The organism is Enterocloster alcoholdehydrogenati, assembly GCF_013282095.1.
Taxonomy (GTDB): Bacteria; Bacillota; Clostridia; order Lachnospirales; family Lachnospiraceae; genus Enterocloster; species Enterocloster alcoholdehydrogenati.
Map to the genome: position 1 here is coordinate 234745 of NZ_BLTJ01000003.1, position 18862 is coordinate 253606.

Annotated in this window: 16 protein-coding genes; 12 read left to right on the top strand and 4 right to left on the bottom strand. The window is 50.1% G+C overall.

The window, feature by feature from the left end; all coding sequences use genetic code 11:
- Nucleotides 1-92 precede the first annotated feature (92 nt).
- Nucleotides 93-1319 (bottom strand): AfsR/SARP family transcriptional regulator, encoded by a 1227-nt coding sequence (locus HW447_RS05120; protein ID WP_330589037.1) that lies wholly within the window; start codon nucleotides 1317-1319, stop codon nucleotides 93-95.
- Nucleotides 1320-1504: 185 nt separating this feature from the next.
- On the opposite strand from HW447_RS05120, the gene HW447_RS05125 reads away from it, so the two are divergent.
- The 5 genes from HW447_RS05125 to HW447_RS05145 all read left to right on the top strand — a co-directional run bounded on the left by HW447_RS05125 (nucleotide 1505) and on the right by HW447_RS05145 (nucleotide 6118).
- Nucleotides 1505-2383 (top strand): hypothetical protein, encoded by an 879-nt coding sequence (locus HW447_RS05125; RefSeq protein WP_176254247.1) that lies wholly within the window; start codon nucleotides 1505-1507, stop codon nucleotides 2381-2383.
- Nucleotides 2384-2419: 36 nt separating this feature from the next.
- Nucleotides 2420-3316: a class B sortase gene (gene srtB / locus HW447_RS05130; protein WP_243176215.1), complete on the top strand. Its 897-nt coding sequence runs from the start codon at nucleotides 2420-2422 to the stop codon at nucleotides 3314-3316.
- 304 nt (nucleotides 3317-3620) lie between these two features.
- On the top strand, nucleotides 3621-4526 hold the full coding sequence (locus HW447_RS05135; protein WP_176254248.1) for a transporter substrate-binding domain-containing protein: 906 nt from the start codon (nucleotides 3621-3623) through the stop codon (nucleotides 4524-4526).
- A 48-nt stretch (nucleotides 4527-4574) separates the two neighbouring features.
- On the top strand, nucleotides 4575-5372 hold the full coding sequence (locus HW447_RS05140) for an amino acid ABC transporter permease (protein WP_176254249.1): 798 nt from the start codon (nucleotides 4575-4577) through the stop codon (nucleotides 5370-5372).
- On the top strand, nucleotides 5372-6118 hold the full coding sequence (locus tag HW447_RS05145) for an amino acid ABC transporter ATP-binding protein (protein ID WP_176254250.1): 747 nt from the start codon (nucleotides 5372-5374) through the stop codon (nucleotides 6116-6118). Before HW447_RS05140 ends, HW447_RS05145 begins: the two co-directional genes overlap by 1 nt.
- Before the next feature lie 106 nt (nucleotides 6119-6224).
- On the opposite strand, the gene HW447_RS05150 is transcribed toward HW447_RS05145, so the two are convergent.
- Nucleotides 6225-6437 carry a hypothetical protein gene (locus HW447_RS05150; RefSeq protein ID WP_176254059.1) on the bottom strand — a complete coding sequence of 71 codons (213 nt, stop codon included), beginning with the start codon at nucleotides 6435-6437 and terminating at the stop codon, nucleotides 6225-6227.
- A gap of 258 nt (nucleotides 6438-6695) precedes the next feature.
- Nucleotides 6696-8303, bottom strand: a complete 1608-nt coding sequence (locus HW447_RS05155) for a CTP synthase (RefSeq protein WP_176254251.1) — start codon at nucleotides 8301-8303, stop codon at nucleotides 6696-6698.
- 267 nt (nucleotides 8304-8570) lie between these two features.
- Here HW447_RS05155 and ftsH point away from each other — a divergent pair, with 267 nt between their 5' ends.
- Nucleotides 8571-10574: an ATP-dependent zinc metalloprotease FtsH gene (gene ftsH / locus HW447_RS05160; protein WP_176254252.1), complete on the top strand. Its 2004-nt coding sequence runs from the start codon at nucleotides 8571-8573 to the stop codon at nucleotides 10572-10574.
- Nucleotides 10575-10783: 209 nt separating this feature from the next.
- Nucleotides 10784-12637, top strand: coding sequence for a sensor domain-containing diguanylate cyclase (locus tag HW447_RS05165; RefSeq protein ID WP_176254253.1), 1854 nt, complete (start codon nucleotides 10784-10786; stop codon nucleotides 12635-12637).
- A gap of 17 nt (nucleotides 12638-12654) precedes the next feature.
- Here the strand turns inward: HW447_RS05165 and HW447_RS05170 are convergent, their stop codons facing one another.
- Nucleotides 12655-13527, bottom strand: a complete 873-nt coding sequence (locus HW447_RS05170) for an AraC family transcriptional regulator (protein ID WP_176254254.1) — start codon at nucleotides 13525-13527, stop codon at nucleotides 12655-12657.
- A 167-nt stretch (nucleotides 13528-13694) separates the two neighbouring features.
- On the opposite strand from HW447_RS05170, the gene dapF (HW447_RS05175) reads away from it, so the two are divergent.
- The 5 genes from dapF (HW447_RS05175) to HW447_RS05195 all read left to right on the top strand — a co-directional run bounded on the left by dapF (HW447_RS05175) (nucleotide 13695) and on the right by HW447_RS05195 (nucleotide 18861).
- Nucleotides 13695-14558 carry a diaminopimelate epimerase gene (gene dapF / locus HW447_RS05175; RefSeq protein WP_176254255.1) on the top strand — a complete coding sequence of 288 codons (864 nt, stop codon included), beginning with the start codon at nucleotides 13695-13697 and terminating at the stop codon, nucleotides 14556-14558.
- A gap of 177 nt (nucleotides 14559-14735) precedes the next feature.
- Nucleotides 14736-16073, top strand: coding sequence for a type I glutamate--ammonia ligase (gene glnA / locus HW447_RS05180; RefSeq protein ID WP_176254337.1), 1338 nt, complete (start codon nucleotides 14736-14738; stop codon nucleotides 16071-16073).
- Nucleotides 16074-16105: 32 nt separating this feature from the next.
- Nucleotides 16106-16648 carry an ANTAR domain-containing response regulator gene (locus tag HW447_RS05185; RefSeq protein ID WP_176254256.1) on the top strand — a complete coding sequence of 181 codons (543 nt, stop codon included), beginning with the start codon at nucleotides 16106-16108 and terminating at the stop codon, nucleotides 16646-16648.
- A 23-nt stretch (nucleotides 16649-16671) separates the two neighbouring features.
- Nucleotides 16672-17502 carry a diaminopimelate epimerase gene (dapF, locus tag HW447_RS05190; RefSeq protein ID WP_176254257.1) on the top strand — a complete coding sequence of 277 codons (831 nt, stop codon included), beginning with the start codon at nucleotides 16672-16674 and terminating at the stop codon, nucleotides 17500-17502.
- A gap of 126 nt (nucleotides 17503-17628) precedes the next feature.
- Nucleotides 17629-18861, top strand: a complete 1233-nt coding sequence (locus HW447_RS05195; protein WP_176254258.1) for an LL-diaminopimelate aminotransferase — start codon at nucleotides 17629-17631, stop codon at nucleotides 18859-18861.
- Nucleotide 18862 lies beyond the last annotated feature (1 nt).

An 18862-nucleotide genomic window follows, 5' to 3' on the forward strand; every position in this document is an offset into this window, starting at 1 on the left:
GTCTCAGAACGGATTCAGATGAAAAATATCCCGCCGGGAGAGTGTTTTGTGTCTCCAGGCGGGATATTTTTATGGAAAACAGGGGGCCGGTCTTAAAATTGCTCCGGCCGTACCCTCGGCAGCAGGGGCTGCAGGCGGAAATCCACCATCAGGTCCTTGCGGTTATAGATCTTACGGAAATTGGAAATGATCCGTTTCAAAACCATCTCGCCCATCTCGGAGGTGATGGTGGGAAGAAGGATCAAATACTGGCTGATGCTGTACCGTGTGAACACATCACTGCACCGCAGAGAACTGCGGATGGATTCTTCCAGATGATCCATGGCTTTATTTAAAATCGGAGTCTTTGGAACCTGACCGTTCAGGCCGGTTACTGTAAGCATACACAGATAGATGGAATCTCCGGTACGCTCAATAGCTCTCCGCTCCAGCTGAAACAGATCGCGGAACACCGGATATTCACAGTAAAAGGCGCCTTTTGCGCTTTCTTCGTCCAGAGAGCGCTGAATGTGTTCAAGGCTGAGGCTGATACCCTGCTCCTCGTCGCGGATCACCTTATAAAGATCCTTGAAATGCTCCGATGGGGAGATGGAAAACTCACTGTAAAAAAGATCAAGAGTATTGTTATATTCTTCCAGAGCCTGTCTTGTATGGCCGTCCCGGTACAGCGAGTAGACCAGATGGTAGCGCAGTTCCTCGTCAAAGGGCTCAATACGGATCGCAGTCTGGCAGAGTGCGGTGATCCGGGAAAAATCCTCTCTGGCTGACAGGATCTTAACGGTATGATACATCAGTTTCTGATACAGAGAGTGATAATAGGTACTGACAGGAATCACCCAGGATTCGTACTCCGCCCTGGGGAGAAAGTCGCCCTTATACAGATCGAGTCCGGCAAGACATAAAGGCAGAGCTTCCTCATCGGACAGCTTCTGGTTTAGAACTTTTGCACAGATCGCTTCAAACTCGTCGATATCCAGAATGGTGGTATATTCTTTTGTCCAGGAATAGGTACCGCGCTGTTGGACTAACAGTTTCTGGGGCGGGAGATCCAAAGGCTCTAACAGCTTGCGGGAGCGGAACATCAGAGTCTTTAAGGCGCCGGCCGGATTGACGCCGGGGTCGTCGGGCCAGATCACCTGGATGAGTTCGGCCGGGCTGATCTCTTTTTTACGGAAAACAACAAGGTATTCCAGCAGAGACCAGGGCTTTTTGGATTGGTTGCTGCTGTCATTGATCTCTTTATCTCCGGCTTTGACGGAGAATCCTCCCAGAGTATGTACATAAATCGTTGGACTTAGGTCAAATTCAGACGGCATCATTTGTAAAACTCCTTCATACTGATATAGCTCAAGTATAACCATTTATCAGAAAAATGTCTATATTCTTCTGACACAAAAGGAAAGAAAAGGAAGAAAAATCAAGCCCAATCCCGTTTTGTAACCGAATTGTAACCAGTCACTGATATACTGGAGAAAAATGACAATAACAAAGAAAGGGTGAGACGATGCTGACTACAGGACCAGGCTTACTGCCCAACGCATATCGAGTTGTCCATATTGCGGCAGATGGATTTGAAAACCGTATTTTAAGAGGAAGGATTTACCATGACAGCAGAGAAGAGGGAACCGCATTTACCGGTCTGTCGGAGATGATCCTGATCCTGGAGAAGCTGTTTGATGAAATACATTATCCAATGAAGAGCGTTGACCACAGAAATTTTACAGGAAAAAAACGCTGGGATTTCAAAGCGGAGACTAAAGAGGCAGGAAATTCTTCCCTTTCACCGGAGCACAGAGGAAAGCAGGCAGATTTTATGCTTCATGTAAAATACAGATACCATGCCACCTGGCAGGGCGTCATTGTTCAGTCCGGGACAGAAAAAAGTGCATCATTTCTCAGTCTGATGGAACTGATGGATTTTTTTGCGGAAGCTCTGGGAAGCGGGGTACGCCTTTTAGGCAGCGGCCTTGGAAAGAAGATGTGCGAGATAACGGTGCGCAGCTGCGAGGGCTGCCAGATGGGAGGCGACGTATCTCATCCGGCTCTGCCAAAGCGCCGGACCTTTATCAATGAATTTGACTTGAAAGAGGAAATATCATGGATGCTTGATCCGATGCCTGAAGGGGAGATGCAAAAACGGATTATTCTTCCCAGAAGCTTTCAGGTGGCGGTAGGAAACGGCAGTCGGGCGACCTTTGTGGTTCGGGTGCTTTTCAGGGAAAATGCTACCTGGCAGGGAACGGTCACCTGGAAGGAAAAACGGCGTCAGGTGAATTTCAGAAGCTTTATGGAGCTGCTTCTTCTGATGTACGAAGCGGTAGGACATATGGGTGAATGGCAGGAAAAAGACGGGGGAGAGGAACCGGACGCCTGTACGGCGTAACCAGCGCAGGAAACCGGCAGAAAGGAGCCATTCAGAGTGAAAGATAAGGAACATAAAAATAAAGGAAGAGTTAAAATCGGACTGCTGTGCATCCTTCTTGCGGTATTTCTGGTAAGCGGCGCCATGACGATCCGGCAGTATCTGGAAAATAAACGGACAGAAGATGAGTATAGGCAGCTGGCAGAACAGGCGGCCAGACAGACCACGGAAGCTCCCGCAGAATCCGCCCCGGAGACAGAAACGCAGCCTCAGGAAGAGCCATACGTTTCACCCGTTGATTTTGCTGCCCTTACAGCGTCAAATCCCGATACCATAGGCTGGATCCGCATTCCCGATACGAACGTGGATTATCCGATTGTCCAGGGAACGGATAATGACTTTTATTTAAAGCATGACTTTTACGGGAAAGAAAGCGCAGCCGGAACTATCTATCTGGACTTTGAGAGTGAAAAGGATTTTGAGGGACGCAATCAGATCCTTTACGGCCATAACATGAAGAACGGAAGTATGTTCAAAGACATTAACCGCTATAAGGATCCCGAGTATTTTAAAACCCATCAGTATTTCAGTATCTATACGCCCAGTCGTGAGATCCATCTGAAGGCTGTCTCCTGTTACTATGGCCCTGCAGAGCCCATTGTGCGCAAGACGGCGTTTAAGTCTCAGGAGTCCTTTGACGCCTTTGTAAAGGAGATGGCAGCTCCCTGCTCTTATAAGGAAGAAATAGCCTATCCCGCAAGAAACATTTTCACACTGGTAACCTGCAGCTATGAGATCAATGATGCAAGAACCTTCCTTTTTGCCGTAGAGGTGGATGAGGAAGGAAACCAGATTCCCATGGATGATGCGTATGGGGAGAAGATGCAGGCGCTGCTGGAGCGGAAAATGGAGGCGGCTAAAAAAACGGAGACCGCAGAGAAAAACGGAGAATAAAGGAAAAATAAACCGCCATAAGGGAAAACGGGCAAAAATGCCGGCTGAAAATGTGAAATAAGGTCTTGGAAAACAAACAGACTTATGCTATACTAGGCAGGAAAAGCTGTCGGTACAGCATAAGTCTGTATCAGCGCATAGACGTGAACGTATAAGAATTCCGCGACAATGAAGTCATACCTGCAGGGATAGGTGTGGCTTTTTTCGTGAAACGGCGGTATTCTCCCGACGGCTGTGAGCCCAGTTCAGGTCAAAAAAGCCGGGTGTGTGCGGCAGGAAAAGATGATAAAGAGGAGAGAACATTATGAAGAAGAATGTAAAGAAAGTGATGAGCCTTGCGGCGGCAGGTATTTTGGCAGCCGGAGTGCTGACCGGATGCGGCAGTGCAAATACAGCAGATACATCTAAAACAGAGGCGGCAGGAGATGGGGCAAAGGCGCAGGATGGAGCTTCCGGTGAAAAAAAGACCTTAAAGGTAGCCATGGAGTGTGCCTACGCACCTTATAACTGGACACAGCCGGATGATTCCAACGGTGCGGTTCCCATCGCTGACAGCAATGAATATGCGTATGGATATGACGTAATGATGGCTAAGAAGATCTGTGAGGAGTTAGGCTACAACCTTGAGATCGTCCGTCTGGACTGGGACTCTCTGATTCCGGCGGTTACCACCGGCCAGGTAGACTGTGTCATCGCAGGCCAGTCCATTACTCAGGACCGTCTGCAGGCAGTAGACTTTACAGAGCCTTATTATTATGCAACCATCGTTACCCTGGTAAAGAAAGGCAGCAAGTATGAGAACGCAAAGAGTGTGGCTGATCTTGCAGGAGCGACCTGCACCTCTCAGCAGAGCACTATCTGGTATAATACCTGCCTGCCTCAGATCAAGGATGCAAACATCCTGGCGGCAACGGCCAGCGCGCCTGATATGCTGATGTCCTTAAACGCAGATAAGTGTGATCTTGTGGTGACGGATCAGCCTACCGGCAAGGGCGCCCTGATCGCTTATCCTAATTTCAGGCTTCTTGAATTTGGCGGCGGTGAGAATGATTTCCAGGTAACAGATGAGGATATCAATATCGGCATCTCTTTAAAGAAGGGCAACACTGAGCTTAAGGAGGCCATCGACGGCGTTCTGTCCAAGATGACAAAAGATGATTTTTCCAGGATGATGGACGAGGCCATTTCCGCACAGCCTCTCGCAAACTAAGGATCCGGACCGGGGGCTCCCGGCGGCTATATCAGTAAGGAGAACATTATGCCAACAGATTTTTTCGGCCGTGTGATGGCCGTATTTAACCGTTATGGTGTGTCTATGCTCCAGGGTGCAGGCGTCAGCTTAAAGATAGCCCTGGTAGGTACCATCGCGGGCTGCATCATCGGCTTCGCAGTGGGTATTATTCAGACCATACCCTCCGGCCGGAGGGATAACCCCGTAAAACGGGGCGTACTGTGGGCAGTTAAGTTTATTTTAAATGCCTATGTGGAATTTTTCAGGGGTACGCCCATGATGGCTCAGGCCATGTTTATTTACTATGGACTGATGCCTCTGTTAAATATCAACAGCTCCATTATCCAGGCGGCGTATTTCATCCTGTCCATCAATACAGGCGCCTATATGGCGGAGACGGTGCGCGGCGGTATCCTTTCCATTGACAAGGGACAGACCGAGGGTGCCATGTCCATCGGCATGACCCATGTACAGACCATGCTGTATGTGATCCTGCCCCAGGCGCTGCGCAATCTGATGCCTCAGATCGGCAATAACCTGATTATCAACATAAAGGACAGCTGCGTTCTGTCAGTGATCGGCGTGGCAGAGCTGCTTTATAAGACAAAGGCAGCCGCAGGGGCACTTTATATGAACTTTGAGACCTATACCATCACCATGATCATGTACTTTATCATGACCTTTACCTGTTCAAGACTGCTGCGCCTGTGGGAAAAGAAGATGGACGGAGCGGATAATTTTGACCTGGCTACCACGGATACCCTGGCATATACCAGCGGTATGTACCGTTATCCCGACGACAAAGATAAGAAGGAGGATGCGTAATGAGCGAGAAGATACTGGAGATCCGCCATTTGAGCAAGACCTTTGGAACGAATCTGGTCTTAAAGGATATTGATTTTACGGTAAATACAGGGGATGTGACCTGCATCATCGGAGCATCCGGCTCTGGAAAGTCCACCCTGCTGCGCTGTTTAAACCTGCTGGAAACGCCTACCACCGGGGAGATCGTGTATCACGGCAATAATATTGCGGGTGCAAAGGTAAATGCCGCAAAGTACCGCTCCAAGGTAGGAATGGTATTTCAGAGCTTTAACCTTTTTAACAACATGACAGTGCTGCAGAACTGTGTTGTAGGGCAGACCAGAGTTCTTAAGAAGGAGAAAGAGGAAGCGAAAAAAAATGCTCTCTATTATCTGGAAAAAGTTGGGATGGCCCCTTATATCAATGCCAAGCCGAAGCAGCTCTCCGGCGGCCAGAAACAGAGAGTAGCCATTGCAAGGGCGCTGGCTATGGAACCGGAGCTTCTGCTGTTTGACGAGCCAACCTCCGCGCTGGATCCTCAGATGGTAGGCGAGGTACTGGAGGTTATGAGAAAGCTGGCCTCTGAGGGACTGACCATGATTATCGTTACCCATGAGATGGCTTTTGCCAGAGACGTTTCAAACCATGTTGTATTTATGGCCGGAGGCGTTATCGTGGAAGAGGGAGCGCCGGATCAGATTTTCGGCGCGCCCAGGGAGCACCAGACCAGGGAGTTTTTGGGACGGTTTATGCGTGAAAGCGTGTAGGAGACAAAAGATATTCTAAAAGCGCCGGAGGACGGAGCTGACTGACAGCATTTGCTGGAAGCAGATCCGTTTTCCGGCGCTTTTGCGCGGGGAAAACACACGGGAATCAACGGGCCTTTGTAAGATAGGGATACAAAGCTTCGTAGGCCTCACATTCTGCCTCATCCTGGGGAAGAGAGGGGATCAGTCCGGTGCAGTCCATGGAAGAACAGGCCTGGATGTCGATGTCATAGTTGTTTTTATGAGCCGGGAAGAAAAGCTCCTGTCCGGAAACGTCGGGGGAAACATCTTTATCGGGGTGGTGACTGGTGCGGTTCATAAAGCGGCCTCCTTTTTGTGAGTGAGATGTTGGATACTCCGAAAATGCTGTGTGGGAGTACGGTAGATAGTGTGGGAAAAATACGGATTTTTATGTAAAACTGCAGCTTAAAAATTATGGAAAAAATGGAGAATTGTGAAAAACTGTATGAAAAACGGAACGATGAGAGGAAAAGAAGAAATACCCGGATGGAGCCGCTAACCATATCCATGCCGGGTATTTGTTATAGAAGGCGCAGATATCTGCGGCCGGTGATTTTTATTGATCCTGTTGTTTTAAGGCGGCCCCAATAAAGCCCTGGAACAGAGGATGGGGGCGGTTTGGGCGGGATTTTAGCTCAGGATGCGCCTGGGTGCCGATGAACCAGGGGTGATCCGGCAGTTCCACCATTTCCACGATTCGGTTGTCCGGTGAGAGACCGGAGAGCAGCATTCCGTTTTCGGTGAGAAGGCGGCGGTAATCATTGTTGACTTCGTAGCGGTGTCTGTGACGCTCGTGGATGGTCTTTTCACCATAGAGGGCATAGGAACGGGAGGTCTGATCCAGGATACAGGGGTATGAGCCAAGGCGCAGGGTTCCGCCGATATCCTCGATACCGTCCTGATCGGGCATAAGATGGATCACTGGATGAGAGGTAGACGGATCCAGCTCTGCACTGTGTGCGTCCTTTAAGCCAAGGACGTTTCTGGCAAACTCTACAATAGAAAGCTGCATTCCCAGGCAGAGGCCAAGGAAGGGGATCTGGTGTTCCCTTGCATACCGGATAGCGTTGATCTTGCCTTCAATGCCGCGGTCGCCGAAACCGCCGGGAACCAGGATACCGGATACGCCGCCCAGGAGCTGAGCCGCGTTTTCGGGAGTAACGGTCTCAGAATCCACCCATTTGATATGGACCTGGGCGTGGTTGGCTACTGCACCGTGCTTTAAGGCTTCAACAACAGAGATATAGGCGTCGTGAAGCTGGATATATTTTCCAACCAATGCCACGGTTACCTCTTTTTCAGGATGCTTCCAGTTATTGATCATGGAGCGCCATTCTGTGAGATCCGGCTCAGGGCAGGGCAGATCCAGACATTCGCAGGCAACCTGGGCCAGATGTTCCTCCTCCATCACAAGGGGTACTTCATAGAGGACGTCCACATCCAGATTCTGCAGCACATGAGTAGGGGGAACGTTGCAGAACAGGGCAATCTTGTTCTTGATTGCATCATCCAGGGGATGTTCCGAGCGGCACACCAGAATGTCCGGCTGGATTCCCATGGACTGGAGATCCTTTACGCTGGCCTGGGTGGGCTTTGTCTTAAGCTCCTCGGATGCTTTCAGATAGGGGATCAGGGTCACATGGATCAGACAGGTGTTTTTGGGGCCTACATCATGCTGAAACTGGCGGATCGCTTCCAGGAAAGGCTGGCTTTCGATATCGCCTACTGTGCCTCCCACCTCGATAATGGCGATCTCTGTCTCATTATCATTGTAGTTGCGGTGGAAACGGCTCTTGATCTCATTGGTGATGTGGGGGATCACCTGGACAGTGCCTCCGCCGAAGTCTCCCCGACGTTCCTTCTGCAGGACGGTCCAGTAGACCTTTCCTGTGGTTACGTTGGAGTTTTTTGTAAGGCTTTCGTCAATGAAACGTTCATAATGACCCAGGTCAAGATCGGTCTCCGCACCGTCATCGGTGACAAAGACTTCGCCGTGCTGAACCGGATTCATGGTGCCGGGGTCAATGTTGATGTAGGGGTCGAATTTCTGCATGGTCACTTTGTAGCCTCTGGCCTTCAGCAGACGGCCAAGGGAAGCTGCCGTAATTCCTTTTCCCAGTCCGGAAACAACACCGCCCGTAACAAAAACGTATTTTACTGGCATAATGGGGAACCTCCTTTTTATGTTTCTTTTCTTATAGTGTGGGGATAAAAATAACTGATCCATTATACATCTCATTAAATGAGAAATCCAGAACCTTTTGCTAAAGTGAGAAAAAAACTAATAATATAAAGTGTGTCCGTCTTAAGGGAAATTTTATACTTCTGCGCCTTGATTTATGGCAGGACTGCCACTATAATAGAAAAGAATGAGTTTTGGCACGCTTTTTGCGTGTTAGGGTGGCTCATTCAGAGGGAGAAATAACAACGTATGGATAATAACAACAAGCAAAACCAGAATATGAACAGCAACTGGCAGACCATCGCCATGCTGGTGGTGGCCGCTCTGCTGACCTTCCTTATCGTGGGCTGGATGAACTCTGCCGTAGAGTCCCGCCAGCGTCAGGAACTCTCCTATAATGAGTTCGTGGAGATGGTGGAAGCCGGAAAGGTAGAATCCATTAAGGTAGGAAATTCTGTCATTGACGTAAAGCCAAAGCCGGAGGCCACAGAGTATTCCCAGCAGATGAAATACTATGTAGTCCGGCTGGAAGGAGATTACCAGTTTGTAGACCGTATATTGCAGAATCATGTGGTAACGAACCGGGAGAACGGCAATCCTAACGCGCTGCTGATCGCAGTGCTGAATTATGCGGTTCCCTTCCTGTTCCTCTTATTCCTTATGAACTTCACCATGAAGCGTATGGGCGGAGGCGGCATCATGGGGGTAGGCAAGAGCAACGCCAAGATGTATGTCCAGAAGGAGACGGGCATTACTTTCAAGGATGTGGCCGGCGAGGACGAGGCCAAGGAGTCTCTGACTGAGATCGTAGACTTCCTTCACAATCCCGGCAAATATACAAAGATCGGTGCTAAGCTTCCAAAGGGCGCTCTTTTAGTAGGCCCTCCGGGAACCGGTAAGACACTCCTTGCAAAGGCAGTGGCAGGCGAGGCCCATGTGCCGTTTTATTCCCTGTCCGGTTCTGACTTTGTGGAAATGTTCGTCGGCGTGGGCGCTTCACGTGTCCGTGATCTGTTTAAGAACGCTACGGAAAATGCACCCTGTATTATTTTTATCGATGAGATCGACGCTATCGGCCGCAGCCGCGACAGCCGTATGGGCGGAAACGATGAGAGGGAGCAGACCTTAAACCAGCTTCTGTCCGAGATGGATGGCTTTGATTCTACCAAGGGCCTTCTGGTATTAGGCGCTACCAACCGGCCTGAGATCCTGGATCCCGCCCTGCTTCGTCCCGGACGTTTTGACCGCCGGGTGGTAGTGGACAAGCCGGATTTGAATGGACGTATCAACATTTTAAAGGTACATTCCAAGGAAGTGCTGTTAGACGAGACAGTGGATTTTAAGGAGATTGCTCTGGCTACCTCAGGCGCTGTGGGCGCAGATCTGGCAAATATGATGAACGAGGCAGCCATCAATGCTGTTAAAAATGGAAGAAGCGCCGTTTCTCAGAAGGATCTGTTTGAGGCGGTAGAGGTGGTTCTGGTCGGTAAAGAGAAGAAGGACCGGATTATGAGCAAGGAAGAGCGCCGAATCGTATCTTACCATGAGGTGGGGCACGCTCTGGTAAGCGCTTTGCAGAAGCACTCTGAGCCTGTTCAGAAGATTACCATTGTTCCGCGAACAATGGGAGCCCTGGGGTATGTAATGAACGTGCCTGAGGAGGAGAAATTCTTAAATACCAAGAAGGAGCTGGAGGCACGCCTGGTAGAACTGATGGGCGGCCGTGCGGCAGAGGAGATTGTTTTTGAGACAGTTACCACCGGAGCGTCCAACGATATCCAGCAGGCCACTAAACTGGCAAGAGCCATGGTGACTCAGTATGGTATGTCAAAGAAATTTGGTCTGATGGCCCTGGAAAGCCAGGAGAATCAGTATCTGAGCGGCCGGAGCGTGTTAAACTGCGGAGACGCTACAGCGGCTGAGATTGATAATGAGGTCATGAAGGTATTAAAAGATGCCTATGAGGCCGCCAAGCACCTGCTGAGTGAGAATCGCGATGCCATGGATCAGATCGCCGCTTTCCTGATCGAGAAGGAAACAATCACGGGCAAGGAATTTATGAAGATCTTCCGCGAAGTGAAGGGAATCCCGGAGCCGGAGGAGAAAAAGGAAGAGGAGAACGGACTGCCGGATACGGAGCATTTGGAAGGACAGTCAGAAGCAGAAGAAGGCACCGGGGACATACAGGTCGCCGCCCAGCCGGAGGATACGGCTGAAAATGCGGTCCTGGAGGAAACGGATCTTCCAGAATAAGTACAAATGTGAAACAGGACAGGAGCCTGTGCAAACACATAAGCTGCTGCAAAATCATACGCTGGAACGGCGGAGGTTTTGTAGCGGCTTATTTTGTAACAGAAAAATCCCCGTTAAAATTTCGTTACACCATTTTCAACACGGATAAACTATGCTAGAATACCATCCGTAGACAAGGTGTAGAAAGATCCAAACATCCGGAGCGAGATATGAAAAACAACAGTGATAAAATTTGGAAACGGTGGTGCCTGTATTTTGCAGCGGCATTTTTTGCGGGGGGATGCTTTCTGACAGGAGCGTTTTTCTGGTACCATGACAGCATTTATGATCAGATACTGCAAAAGGATATGGAACAGATCGATGAAACCTCCAATTATATTGCAAACGGCGTTTATGAGGAACTGATGCAGGGGATTCATGTGCTGGAGAATATAAATGAGGGGCTGGAACTGAAGGGGAAGGCATCGCCGGAGGAGACGCAGAATTTTTTGAATGAGGTGGGAGCGAATGAGAAGTTTGATAAAATTGGTCTTGCGTATTTTGACGAGTTTTCACCCGGAGATACCTGTGACAGGATTGATAATGAAGCGTTTGGAGAAATTATAAGGAACCAGGAGTATTATATTTCAAATATTCAGATTGACGGAGAAGAGATAAACGAACGGGAGATTATTATGGCTGTGCCCTTTTACCAGGGTGAGCAGCTGGTCGGCGCTGTCTGGGGCAGGTATCCGGTGGCGGAGCTGGCGCGCGGGGTGAATATAGACAACACGACCTACCGGTATTTTCATATTATAGATACCAATGGGAACTATATTACCCATTCCTCGAATCAGTATGTACTTTCACAGGATTGTTCATTGTGGGATGAGCTGGACCAGTACGATCTGTACGGAAATACAACCGTGGAAGAGATACGCAGTAATATGGATCACTGCAAGAGTGGAAATTTCTGGTTTGAGGTAGATGGAAAAGCAAGATATGTCAATTATGCGCCTCTGGGAATCAATCACTGGTACATCTTTTCCGTTCTGGCAGAGGAGGAATTATCCGGCTATGTTCAATCCATAGAAAGAGCGTCGGCGGTGCTGATGGCCTGCCTGGGTGTGTTTATGGTGTTCGTGATCGCAGTGATCGTGGCGGCAGCCCGCCTGGTGTATCTGAATATCAGAGAAAAGAACCGGGAGCTTGAGATGAAAAACAGGATCTTTTCTGTGATCCAGATGAATATCAAAGCGCTTGTCTTTATATATGATAAGGGGAAAAATACATTTATCATCTATCATAATGATGAGGAGCACCAGGAAGAGGAGATTGAGGCGGAACTTTTTAGTCCCAAGCATATGCTGGACTTAGATATGATTAAGGAAACAGATCTGGATACATATAAGCATTTGTATGAATCGATCAAGGCAGGCAAAAAGCACGATCCGGTGGAAATTCGGATGAGACTTGGAAGAACGTGGGGATGGAAACGAATCTATCTGTGGGAGGCCTACTCTGGAGATACGATCGGATTTATTGAAGATTTTAACCAGTGGTGGGAGGAGATGGAGCACATACGCCAGAAGGCGGGCCGGGATGCCCTGACGGGGCTTTATAACCGACGGGGCTTTGAGCAGGCGGTGAATGCGCATATGCAGGACAGGAGAATCCCAGGGGCAAAGGTTGCGTTTATGTGCCTGGATCTGGATCATTTTAAGGAGGTCAACGATCAGCTGGGCCATCCGGCCGGAGACAGGGTGCTTTTTGAAGCGGCTGCAGTTATGAATACGGTGATACGCAGTGAAGATCTGGCCTGTCGGATGGGCGGAGACGAGTTTGTCCTGTTTTTTGCGGATATTAAGGATGCAGAGGCAGCCCGTACGATTGGAGAGAAGCTGACAGAGGTTTTGGAAAAGACCTATGAAAAGGACGGCGTGCGTGTAACGGTCAGCGCTTCGATTGGAATCGTTGTTACGGATAAGGGGGCCAGCCTGGAAAAATTGTACGAAACTGCGGATAAGGCTCTTTATGAGGTGAAAAAGGCGCAGAGAAACGGTTATAAGATTGTAGAGGAATAGGGCCGGCAAAAGCAGGGCTATCCTGGCCAGCCGTTTTTGGGCAGGCTTTTATAGCGGCGTTTGTAGGCCCGCAGAAAGGTGGAGTAGTTCTGAAAGCCGCACTGGTAGCAGGCGGTTGTGGCATTTACGCCCAAGGACAGAAGCTCCCTGGCCTTTGCCAGCCGCTTTTGGGTAATATAGTTACCGATTGTGAAGCCGGTGGCCTCCTTAAATACCCGCATCATATGGTAGGGACTCAGGCTGCATACGGCAGACAGGTGCGAGATCGAGAGCGGCTCATCCAGATGATCGCTGATATAGGATAAGAGGCCGGAAATCCGGTAATCCAGAGCGCCGGTGGTGAGATAGCTGGCAGCGGGAGTGAGGCAGGCACGGTTTAAACGGATAAGAAATTCCAGACAGAGCAGGCGCGACAAAAGAGAGGAGGCAAAGGCCTCCTTTTCGGTTGTTTGGGTCTGCTCCAGCTGATTGATAAGGGAGATGAGGGGAAGCCGCTCCTTTTCATGAAAACGGAGTGCCTGGGAGTGGCGGTACTGGGCGGTGCGAAAACACAGGGAGAGGTCGTTTTCCTCCCCCTTTGAAGGGGAGAGAAAAACAGGGGACAGGTAAAGCAGGATACGTTCGTAGGGAATCCGGGGATCCGGATCAGGCCGGTGGATCTGTCCCCGGTCTACCAGGACAATATCCCAGGGAGCCAGATCGTAGGAGCGCCCCTCGATGGTGTAGCGAACCTTTCCTTCTATCAGAATCATGATCTTTAAAAAGTCATGGTAATGGTATTCATAAGGGCCTTTTCCAAGATCTTTTAAGTGAAAGAGACGGAAATCCTCATGAAGATAGCCGCGAACAGGGGCTGCGCCGGGGGCTGGAGCGGTTTGGCTGGGGTTCATGGCAGTATTCCTCCTGTTGTTTCATGTATTTCTTATAATATAGCATTATTTGCAATATAATACAGCATAAATTTAATATAATTATAAAATAATGCCTGGTAAAATAGAATCAGCAAAAAACGGTAAAGGTTCGCAGGGATTGCTGCGGAGAAAGCGAGTGCAGGACAATGAGACTGACGATTGAGAAATATCACGGATTGGGAAATGATTATCTGGTATATGATCCTAACAAGAATAAGCTGAAACTGACTCCGGAGAGAGTGCAGTTTCTGTGCAACCGGAATTTTGGCGTAGGGGCAGACGGAGTGCTGGAAGGCCCGGTGCTGGAGGGGGATCGGATTTCCATGATCATCTGGAATTCAGATGGAAGCCAGACACAAAACAGCGGCAACGGCGTGCGTATTTTCGGCGCATATTTAAAGGATGCAGGCTATGTACAGAAGAAGGATTTTTCCATCCATTCTCAGGGAGGGGACATTGATATCCATTATCTCAACGAGGAGGGAACCCGTCTAAAGGCATCTATGGGAAAGGCGTCCTTCTGGAGCGATGAGGTGCCGGTGGCCGGGCCAAGAAGAGAGATCATCAACGAGACGATGGTATTTGGCCGCATCCCCTATCCTGTGACCTGTCTGTCGGTGGGGAATCCCCATCTGGTGATCCTGATGGATGAGATATCAAAGGAACTGGTATGCCGCATTGGAAAGTATTCTGAGAGCGCAAGGCAGTTCCCGGAAAAGATAAATACACAGATCATGAAGGTTCTGGATCGAACCCATATCCAGACCGAGGTTTATGAGCGGGGAGCCGGATATACCCTGGCTTCTGGAAGCGGCTGCTGTGCGGCTGCAGCTGCGGCTTACCGTCTGGGCCTGACGGATCCGAAGATGATCGTGCAGATGCCGGGAGGCACGCTGGAACTTGAGATCCGGGAGGACGCAACGGTTCTTATGACCGGAGATGTGGGCTATGTAGGCAGCATAAAACTGGGAAATCATTTTACAGAGCAGCTCAGGGCGCTTGACAAATAAAAAAACTGCGTTTATATTTTTTTATAGATACAGGCAGAGGCAGAGCGGGGTATCAGGACAGATCCCCGCTCTGATGCATTTACGGCGGCGCACCCGCCGCACAGAGCGGGTTTGCTGCATAAAAGGATCCGGCGGGTTTTATTTTGGCCGGATTGTTCAGGAGAGGACGGTTGAATGATGAGCAAATACAGCAGAGATGACATTATCCGTATAGTGGAAGAGGAGGATGTGGAGTTTATACGTCTTCAGTTTACGGATATTTTCGGGATGCTTAAAAATGTGGCGGTCACGGCCGGACAGCTGGCCAAGGCCCTGGATAACCGGTGTATGTTTGATGGTTCCGCCATTGAGGGCTTTGTGCGGATCGATGAGTCGGATATGTACCTTCATCCGGATCTGAACACCTTTGAGATCTTTCCATGGAGACCTCAGCAGGGCAGAGTGGCAAGGCTGATCTGCGACGTGTACAATCCTGACGGCACACCATTTAAGGGGGATCCCCGCTATGTGCTGAAGCGGGCTGTCAAACGGGCGGCGGATATGGGGTATGTGTTCCAGGTGGGGCCGGAGTGTGAGTTTTTCCTTTTTCACGCCGATGAAGAGGGGTGCCCTACAACAGAGACCCACGAGCGGGCCGGATATTTTGACGTATCTCCCATTGATCTGGGAGAAAATGTACGCAGGGATATTGTGCTGACCCTGGAGGAGATGGGATTTGAGGTGGAAGCCAGCCATCATGAGATCGCTCCGGGCCAGCATGAGATTGATCTGCAGTATACAGATGCCCTGAAGGCAGCGGATCACATTATGACCTTTAAGATGGCGGCCAAGACCATTGCAAAGCGCCACGGACTTCACGCCACTTTTATGCCCAAGCCCAAGGAGGGGGTCAATGGATCTGGTATGCATATCAATATGTCTCTGTGCGACGCTCTTGGAAAGAACCTGTTTGCAGATGAGAAGGATCCCCTGGGACTGAGTGGTCTGGCGTACCGTTTTATGGCGGGAATCCTGGCTCATATGAAGGAGATGACTATTTTAACTAACCCCATTGTCAATTCCTATAAGAGACTGATTCCCGGATATGACGCACCGATCTATATTGCCTGGTCTTCGACCTCCAACCGAAGCTCCCTGATACGGATCCCGTCTCCCAGAGGGCAGAGTACGCGGATAGAACTGCGCTGCCCGGATTCGGCCATGAATCCGTATCTGGCATTGGCGGCCTGTTTGCAGGCGGGACTGGACGGCATTGAAAAGAACCTCACGCTGCCTCCCTGCGTGGAGGGGAATCTCTTTGGCATGGAGCCGGAGGAGCTTAAAAACCGCGGTGTAGAGCGGATCCCGGAGACGCTGGGGGACGCCATGGAGGCTTATGCGGGCAATCTTTTTATCAAGGATGTGCTGGGCGAGCATATTTATGTGAAGTATCTGGAGGCAAAGGAGCAGGAATGGAGAGATTTCCGCTCTCAGGTCACAAACTGGGAGATAGGACAGTATCTGTATAAATATTAGTATACGGTCTAAAGGGTCAGGAGGTGCAGAGGATGGCAAACATAATCACCGCGTTTTCAAAACCGGAGGATGCGAAAAGCATTAAAGGGATCCTGGCGCGCAACGGCTATGAATCCGCCTTCATCTGCACCTCCGGCGCCCAGGTGCTGTCTGCGGCGGAGGATCTGGACAGCGGGATCGTTGTCTGCGGCTTTCGATTCGAGGACATGATCTATGAGGAACTGCGCCAGATGCTGCCCTCCGCCTTTGATATGCTTATGATTGCCTCTCCGGCAAAGTGGAGCGGTCAGAAACGGGAGGGGATCGTATATCTTCCCATGCCATTAAAAGTCCACGATCTTTTATGTACCATGGAGATGATGGTCCAGGCCCGCAGGCGGCTGCGCCGCAGGGAACGCAGCCAGCCCAGACAGCGAAGCTCAAAAGAGCAGGCCCAGATCGATCAGGCAAAGGCTCTTTTAATGGAACGAAACGGCATGACAGAGGCAGAGGCGCACCGTTATATCCAAAAATGCAGCATGGATAACGGAACCAGCCTTACAGAGACGGCGCAGATGATCATAAGCCTGATGTAGCGGGCAAAACGGGAGGTAGGAACATGGATTTTACAAAGATGCAGGGCATTGGAAATGATTATGTATACGTGGACTGCTTTAAGGAGCAGGTAAAGGAGCCGGGAGCCGTGGCCCGGTTTATCAGCGACCGGCGGTTTGGGATCGGTTCAGACGGCCTGATCCTGATCTGTCCGTCAAGGATTGCAGACTGTCGGATGGAGATGTACAACACAGACGGCTCTCAGGGAAAGATGTGCGGAAACGGGATTCGCTGTGTGGGAAAATATGTCTACGACCATGGACTTGTCCCATCTGAACGCAGAAGCCTGACCGTGGAAACCCTGGCGGGAGTAAAGGAACTGAGGCTGGAGGTTGAGGAAGGGAAGGCGGTGAGGCTGACGGTGGATATGGGAAAGCCGTCCCTGACCTCTGAAATTTCGGAATCTGTGACGATTGAGGGAAAAGAATGGAATTTTACCGGCATTGATGTGGGAAATCCTCATGCTGTGTATTTTGTGGAGGATACCGACAGCCTGGATTTAGAAAAAATGGGGCCTCATTTTGAATATCATGAGCGGTTTATGCCGGATCGGGTGAATTCTGAGTTTATCCGCGTCATCGACAGAAACCATATCCAGATGCGTGTGTGGGAGCGGGGCAGCGGAGAGACCTGGGCCTGCGGCACAGGGGCTGCGGCCAGCGCCATGGCATCTATTTTAAGCGGCTATACAGAGGACGAGGTGACGGTATCCCTGCGGGGCGGAGATTTGAAGATCCGCCTGGATCGGGAGAGCGGCCATCTGTTTATGACCGGACCGGCTGCAGAAGTATTTCACGGAAGTATTGACATTCCCGACAAAATATATTATGATTAACGGCATCAAAAAGGGATCCTTTGAAGGATAAAAAAGACACTCTCAGGCTTTCTGACCACGAAGATGTGGGCGGGAGGTTCTGGGAGCGTTTGCGTTCAGGGGATAAAAACAGGAGGCGCAGATACCATGTTTAAGATCAATGAAAATTACCAGAAGCTGCCGGGAAGCTATCTGTTTTCCACCATCGCAAAGAAGGTGGCTGCCTATCAGCAGGATCATCCCGATAAGAAGATCATTCGTCTGGGAATAGGGGATGTAACCCTTCCTCTTGTTCCGGCTGTGATTCAGGCCATCCATAAGGCGGCGGATGAGATGGGGCAGGCAGAGACGTTCCATGGCTATGCCCCGGATCTGGGCTACAGCTTTCTGCGGGAAACGATAGCAGAGAACGATTATAAGAAGCTGGGCTGTGACATTGAGGCAGACGAGATCTTTGTATCTGACGGGGCAAAGAGCGACTGCGGAAATATCCAGGAAATCTTCAGTGAGGACAGCAGGATTGCAGTCTGCGACCCTGTTTATCCCGTATATGTAGATTCCAACGTAATGGCGGGACGCACCGGGGAATACGATGCAGAATCGGGAACCTGGAGCAATGTGATCTATATGCCCTGTACGGCGGAAAACGGCTTTGTGCCGGAACTGCCGAAGGAAACGCCGGACCTGATCTATCTCTGTGTGCCCAACAATCCGACAGGAACCGCTCTCACAAGAGACCAGTTAAAGGTATGGGTGGATTATGCCAACAGGGAAGGAGCCGTGATTCTTTACGACGCGGCTTATGAAGCCTATATTTCGGATGAGGACGTGCCTCACACCATTTATGAGATAGAGGGTGCAAGAACCTGTGCCATTGAATTCAGGTCATTTTCAAAGAAGGCCGGCTTTACGGGGGTACGGCTGGGCTTTACAGTGGTGCCGAAGGATCTCAAATGCAAAGATGTGCCCCTTCACGCCCTCTGGGCCAGACGCCACGGCACCAAGTTTAACGGCGCTCCCTATATTGAACAGCGGGCCGGAGAGGCGGTGTATTCGGAGGAAGGAAACCGTCAGGTCATGGAGCAGGTGGCGTACTATAAGAGAAATGCCAGAGTGATCTATGACGGTTTAAAAGAGGCCGGTTATACAGTGTTCGGCGGTGTTAATTCTCCATATGTATGGTTAAAGACCGAGGAGATGACAAGCTGGGAGTTTTTTGATTACCTCCTGGAATATGCCAATGTAGTGGGAACTCCGGGAAGCGGCTTTGGGCCAAGCGGGGAAGGATATTTCCGGCTGACCGGCTTTGGCACCTATGAAAATACGGTGGAGGCGGTGGAGCGATTAAAAGCTCTTCGGAAAACGGGAGGCGGACGGTGAA